Source organism: Mycobacterium sp. (assembly GCF_052143115.1).
GTDB lineage: Bacteria > Actinomycetota > Actinomycetes > Mycobacteriales > Mycobacteriaceae > Mycobacterium.
In genome coordinates this window covers 1-5,770 of the sequence record NZ_JBKQTQ010000309.1, presented here as the reverse complement: position 1 = coordinate 5,770, position 5,770 = coordinate 1, and the positions used below count along the sequence as shown (strand labels likewise).

Annotated in this window: 5 protein-coding genes and 3 pseudogenes; 5 read left to right on the top strand and 3 right to left on the bottom strand. The window is 63.9% G+C overall.

The window, feature by feature from the left end; translation table 11 throughout:
- Positions 1–230: 230 nt before the first annotated feature.
- Both ACLQI9_RS30665 and ACLQI9_RS30660 read left to right on the top strand, forming a co-directional pair.
- Positions 231–371 (top strand): hypothetical protein, encoded by a 141-nt coding sequence (locus tag ACLQI9_RS30665; protein ID WP_442385279.1) that lies wholly within the window; start codon positions 231–233, stop codon positions 369–371.
- An 81-nt stretch (positions 372–452) separates the two neighbouring features.
- Positions 453–1,570 (top strand): IS3 family transposase gene (locus ACLQI9_RS30660; RefSeq protein ID WP_442385277.1). Its coding sequence is split into 2 segments (ribosomal slippage): positions 453–720 and positions 720–1,570, totalling 1,119 coding nucleotides; the frame shifts between segments, so codons are not numbered across the junction.
- Positions 1,571–1,695: 125 nt separating this feature from the next.
- Here the strand turns inward: ACLQI9_RS30660 and ACLQI9_RS30655 are convergent.
- Positions 1,696–2,478 (bottom strand): alpha/beta hydrolase, encoded by a 783-nt coding sequence (locus ACLQI9_RS30655; RefSeq protein ID WP_442385275.1) that lies wholly within the window; start codon positions 2,476–2,478, stop codon positions 1,696–1,698.
- On the bottom strand, positions 2,478–3,986 hold the full coding sequence (locus ACLQI9_RS30650; RefSeq protein WP_442385273.1) for an FAD-dependent monooxygenase: 1,509 nt from the start codon (positions 3,984–3,986) through the stop codon (positions 2,478–2,480). Before ACLQI9_RS30650 ends, ACLQI9_RS30655 begins: the two co-directional genes overlap by 1 nt.
- Before the next feature lie 72 nt (positions 3,987–4,058).
- On the opposite strand from ACLQI9_RS30650, the gene ACLQI9_RS30645 reads away from it, so the two are divergent.
- Positions 4,059–4,691, top strand: coding sequence for a TetR/AcrR family transcriptional regulator C-terminal domain-containing protein (locus ACLQI9_RS30645; protein ID WP_442385271.1), 633 nt, complete (start codon positions 4,059–4,061; stop codon positions 4,689–4,691).
- A gap of 249 nt (positions 4,692–4,940) precedes the next feature.
- On the opposite strand, the pseudogene ACLQI9_RS30640 reads toward ACLQI9_RS30645, so the two are convergent.
- Positions 4,941–5,162 (bottom strand): annotated as a pseudogene (locus ACLQI9_RS30640) (short-chain dehydrogenase); the annotation flags it as partial.
- Positions 5,163–5,191: 29 nt separating this feature from the next.
- On the opposite strand from ACLQI9_RS30640, the pseudogene ACLQI9_RS30635 reads away from it, so the two are divergent.
- Positions 5,192–5,315, top strand: a pseudogene (locus ACLQI9_RS30635) (IS3 family transposase); the annotation flags it as partial.
- 12 nt (positions 5,316–5,327) lie between these two features.
- Positions 5,328–5,450, top strand: a pseudogene (locus ACLQI9_RS30630) (integrase core domain-containing protein); the annotation flags it as partial.
- Positions 5,451–5,770: the final 320 nt, after the last annotated feature.

Here is a 5,770-nt window from a genome sequence, read left to right as displayed (position 1 = left end):
GTCCCAAGTCAGGAGATGATGAAAATTCTTCCTTACGCGAGCACCCGAGGTTGCTGAGGTCAGGCTGATCCTGGGGCTGAGGCTTGGCCCTAATTCGGCTCCCGTCCTGTCTCGAATAAGACCACATCTGTGACTCGCGGAAGTCCGTCTCGTAACTCGCGCATCCGGTGACCGCGCCGATTCCGGCGATGTGCAAGGTGGCAGCGTATCTGTTGTGACATTCTGCAGGGGTGTCCGGTGATCCGGCGGCCGCTGCTCCTTCGGGGGTGGTGACGTTTTTGTTCACCGATGTTGAGGGTTCGACCCGTCGGTGGGAGGCCGACGCGGATGCGATGCGGGTGGCGCTGGCCGCCCACGACCAGGTGGTCTGACCCCGGTTGGTTGAGCCGGGGCGTATGAGAGTCTTGCGGCCCACGTTGTGGGCAGGAAGGCTCGACAGGCTCGACAGGATTATGGCGACGAGGAAGCGGCACACCCCGGAGCAGGTTGTGCGCAAGTTGATGACGGCCGATCGGCTGCTGGCCGAGGGCAAGGACACCGCGGCGGTGTGCCGCGAGCTGGGGGTCTCGGAAGCGACATATCACCGGTGGCGTAACCAGTTCGGCGGGCTGAAGGCCGAGGACGCCAAACGGCTCAAAGACCTCGAACGCGAGAACAGCACGCTCAAAAGGCTTCTTGCGGATGCCGAACTGGAGAAGGCTGCGCTCAAGGAGATCGCACGGGGAAACTTCTAAGCCCGGAACGCCGGCGAACGGCCGTTCGTCATCTCCAGCGGGTGCTGGGGGTCAGTGAACGGTTCGCTTGTCGCGTCACCGGGCAGCACCGCGCTACGCAGCGACACGAACCTGTGTCGGACACGGCTCAGGATCCCGATGCGGCGTTGCGGGCGTGGCTGCGCGTCTACGCCCGCGATCATCCGCGGCGTGGGTTCAGACCGGCTTACCACGACGCCCGCGGCGAGGGTTGGAACGTGAACCACAAGAAGATTCAACGGCTTTGGCGCGAGGAGGGTCTGCGGGTGCCTCAGCGGCGGCGGCGCAAACGCCACGGGGCGTCCACCGCGGCCGACGCGGTGACCGCTGATGCGCCCGACCGGGTATGGGCGGTCGATTTCCAGTTCGATGTCACGACCGACGGGCGGCCGATCAAGATCGTATCCATTGTCGATGAACACACCCGTGAATGCCTGGGCGGGTTGGTCGAGCGGTCGATCACCGGAGAGGACCTCATCGCCGAACTCCACCATGTGGCAGTCGAGCGCGGCAGTCGACCCATCGTGATCCGATGCGACAACGGGCCCGAATTGGCCTGCGCAGCAATGGCCCAATGGGCACACGGCCATGTCGGCCTGCACTTCATCCCGCCCGGCGAGCCCTGGCGCAACGGCTACGTCGAGTCCTTCAACTTCAGGGTCCGCGACGAATGCCTCAACATCAACAGCTTCTGGTCACTGACCCAAGCGCGCGTGGTCATCAGCGACTGGAAACACGACTACAACCACCACCGGCGCCACTCCAGCCTGGGCTACCTACCCCCGGCCCGCTACGCTGCCACCTGCACCCACCGATGAACGACTCTCGTCCGCTCGCGGACCAGGTCTCGGGGTCCGGCCAATGCAGTAAATTTTCCTGCTTTCACGCAGTTCATGTAGATGTGATGCAGCAACATCACTGCATCCGTTCGTTGCGCGACGTGCTATAGGCCTTGCGTGCGTAGCCAGTTGTCGACTCGTTGAGCGACTTCAGTCCAACCGGGTTCGAGCATCATGTCGTGGCCCATGTCGGGGAAGATCTCGGCTCGGGTGCGGTAGGCGCGCGCGGTGGCTCGCGCTTCGTGTGGGGTGACGCAGCTGTCGCATTGGGCGCCGAGCACCAGCACCGGCGTGCGCACTTGGCTGGGTTTGGGCAGGTTGAGAACTAGCATGTCGAGCGCGAACTTTCCCATTGGCTCCTTGCGGAGGCGTTGCGCGTAACGGGCGACCCATGATTCGGGGGTGGCCGGGCTGAAGAATGTCGAGCGGACGCGCTGAAGGTCGTCAACGTCATTGGTCATGTGCCTGGGGTATCGGGTCATAGTGCCCAGCAATGCTCTCGCATTGCGCAGTACTGCACCGGCGGCGCCCTGCGGTGGTGCGGATGCGATGAGCACCGCCGCAGGCGCAGCGTAGGACTCCAGATACTTCTGTACCACGAAGCCACCCAGTGAATGGCCGATGACCACTGGGGGGAGTGGCAGCTGATCGGCCACTGAGCGCACATCCTGAACGTAGTCGGTAATCGACCAGGCCCAAGACGGTTTCGAGGCTGCGCTGCCGCCGTGTCCGCGAAGGCTCACGGCGACGGCGCGGTAACCCCGGTCGGCAAAGTAGTCCAGGAAATGTTCGTCCCAGCACCAGGCCGCGTGCTCCGCCCCGTGGACGAAAAGCATTGGCACCGGTTGAGATTCACTGGATGATCCCTTGTCGATGACCTCAAGCATCAAATGCCCGGCCCGCACCATATGGTCAGGCTTTCCCGCAATCCGGTGAGATCGTGGTCGCCGCTGCTCACCCAGCTCACGTACCCGTCGGGTCGGATCAGCACCGCCGCCGGCGTCGAGATCGCGCCCACACCGGGAACATTCCACGTTTCTGTTGCGCTCTGTGCCTTGATGATGTCGACTCGCCCGGTCCACTCGGGCACGGCATTCGCCAGCTGTGCCGAGTCCGAGAGGTCAAGCAGGACAGTGTGTGCCGTGTTGAGTAGTTCGTAGATCCGGGTGGCCCCGGTGTCGGAGGTGATCTCGGCGTCGGGCACCCGTCGGCCCAGCAGTGGGTGTTCACCGGGCATTGCATACCGGACACCGAGCCCGGACTGGACGGTGGCCAGGTAGTCGTTGGACTCGTCGAATCCGACTAGATGTTTGACCATGTCGAAGAGATCGTCGGCGCGTTGTCCGGATTCGACAATGACTGACTGTGCACGAATGACTTTCAGCGTCTCGGCGTCGGCGGCATGCCGTTCGGAGTGATAGGTGTCGAGCAGGCTGTCCGGGGCGTCATCGCGCAGCACCGCCGCGAGTTTCCAGCCGAGGTTGAACGCGTCCTGCATGCCCATGTTCATGCCTTGGCCGCCCGCGGGCAGGTGGATGTGGGCGGCATCGCCCGCCAGGAATACCCGCCCGACTCTGTAGCGATCGGCCTGGCGAATGGCATCATTGAAACGCGAAACCCAAGTGGGATCGTGCATTCCAAAATCGGTGCCCGCAACCCGCAATGTCGATGCCCTCAGCTCTTCCAGCGTGACCGGCCCAGTGGCCTCGTCCGCGGGTTTCGGCTCGCTGGTACAGATCCGGTACCAGCCCGGCCGGAACTGGACTGCCGTGATCGAACCAAGCTCGCGCCTTTGGAGGAACATCGGCCACTGCGGTGGGTCGTCGAGTTCGACGTCGCCGATCAGGCACATCATCGTGGCGTCGGTCCCTGGGAATCCCACACCCATGAGCTTGCGGACGACGCTGCGTCCGCCGTCGCAGCCGATGAGGTAACTGCCGGTTACGGTTTCGGCTCCGTTGGGTCCCTCTACGGTGACCTCAATGCCGTCGCCGGTATCGCGCACTGCCGTCACTTCGCTGGACCAGCGCACCGGCACCCCGAGTTCTTCGGTCATCTTTTCGAGGATCTGTTCGGTCTCTGCCTGGAAGATGTTGAAGGTGTGGGGGAAGCGGCTGGGAAGTACCGAGTAGTCCAGCAGGATGCCGGCGAAATTGCCGAGATTGTTCTGCGGACCCACGGCCAGGAATCGCTCGGCGACACCCCGTTGGTCAAGCATCTCGATGGTCCGCGGCTGCATTCCGGCCGCGCGTGACCCGTCGACGCCGCGATGGGGCCGCCGTTCCAACAACACCACCTCGGCGCCGCCGCGCCTCAACTCGGTGGCCAGCGTCAAACCCGTTGGGCCAGCGCCCGCAATGATCACTGGGCCGCTCGCGCGATCTGTCACCGACATGTCGTCCTCCTGAAGTAATCCATGATTCTCTAACACTGTTAGATAATAACCTAACAGTGTTAGAGTGTCCAGGTGGCTGCGAAACTCAACCGGGAAGTGATCGCGCGAGCTGGGCTGCGCCTGCTGGACGGTTCGGGTATTGACGGCGTCACCCTGCGGGCTCTTGCTTCCGAACTAGGGGTTCAGGCGCCCACCCTGTATTGGCACGTCAAGTCAAAGCGGGACATCTTCAAGGCCATGGCGGTAGCAATCAGCCAGGACGCCGCCGCTGCCACCGCCGCCATGAACCCCGAGGCTCCCTGGCGGGAGCGCTTGAAAGGTTGGGCGTACGCGATGCGTTCGAGCATCCTCAGCCACCGCGACGGTGGTCGCGTCTTTGCCGGAACGTTTGCCGCCGATCCGGCGACTTTCGCGGTGACCGAGGCAGCGCTTTCCGCGTGGCGGGACGCAGGCCTGTCCCTCGAGGAATCGGCACAACGCATGTTTCTACTGCGTCACTTCATCGTTGGGTTCTGCATCGAAGAGCAGGCATTGGCCGAATCGGGCGAGGAAGACGATCATGCGAGACTCGCGGAGCTACCGGATGCACCTGACGCCAAAAGCTTTCCGCTCACTGCGCAAGCACTGCGAATCGTTTCCGGCTCTGGCCCCGACGACCGGTTCGAACTCGGCCTACAACTCATGCTCCAGCTCACGCCCGAATGAGCTCGCCAACCTCCAGCGCACACTACTTTGGGTTGAGAGCTTTGCAGAATCCCAGGTCCGCGCTAGGCGTCAGGAGGCCGACGCGCGTCAGGTCTCGGGCCAACTGTCACAGCGTAAGTCCTTGTACAAGACGACACCAACGGTCCGACGTCAGTGGCTGGTCGCCTGAAATATACTGTGCGAGTAGACGTTCTTCGCGTTCGACGTATAAGCCGCCGCAGCGGAGCGGCATTGTCCCAACGTGCTCAATCAGTCGACGGGATACCGGACCCCGGTCAGCTCCTCGGAGACGATCCATAGTCGATGTTGCACCGAGACGTCGTGGGAGCGGCGGCTGGACTCGACAACCTTTGGGTAGCCACGCATTCCCGCGAAGCCGTCCGGGCCGAAGTACTGCCCACCGAGCACGCCCGGGTCGGTGGCTGCACGCAGTGCAGGCAGCGCCCCCATGGCGGCGTCCTGCAAGAGGGGGCTCGAGAGCGTCATAACCGCGCGTATCCGAGAACAGCACGCTCAAAAGGCTTCTTGCGGATGCCGAACTGGAGAAGGCTGCGCTCAAGGAGATCGCACGGGAAACTTCTAAGCCCGGAACGCCGGCGAGCGGCCGTTCGTCATCTCCAGCGGGGTGATGGGCGTTCACTGACCCAAGCGCGCGTGGTCATCAGCGACTGGAAGCACGACTACAACCACCACCGGCGCCACTCCAGCCTGGGCTACCTACCCCCGGCCCGCTACGCTGCCACCTGCACCCACCGATGAACGACTCTCGTCCGCCCCGGACCAGTTCTCGGGGTCCGGCCACAGGTGCTGCGCGGGGTGATCGAGGCGCACGGGGGCTGGTTGTTCAAGCACGCCGGTGACGGGGTGTGCGGCGGCGGGCACTCTGCGGGTCGAGTCCGGCGCGCTGGTGGTGCTCCAGGCCTCGGCCGAGTAGGGCGTTAGCCGTTAGGCACCCTGCCCTGCGCGCCTGCCCCAGCAGGCGTGCAACAGTTCCCTCAGCACCCAGGTCGATGGGTCCGCAAAAGTGGCCACGATCCGCTCGTGCTCACGCCGCTGGACCTCGCTCGCCGCGCCCCCGC

Excerpts from the sequence above, each read along its gene's own strand:
- ACLQI9_RS30655 (WP_442385275.1), bottom strand. The coding sequence starts at position 2,478 with ATGCTTGAGGTCATCGACAAGGGATCATCCAGTGAATCTCAACCGGTG.
- ACLQI9_RS30650 (WP_442385273.1), bottom strand. The coding sequence starts at position 3,986 with ATGTCGGTGACAGATCGCGCGAGCGGCCCAGTGATCATTGCGGGCGCT.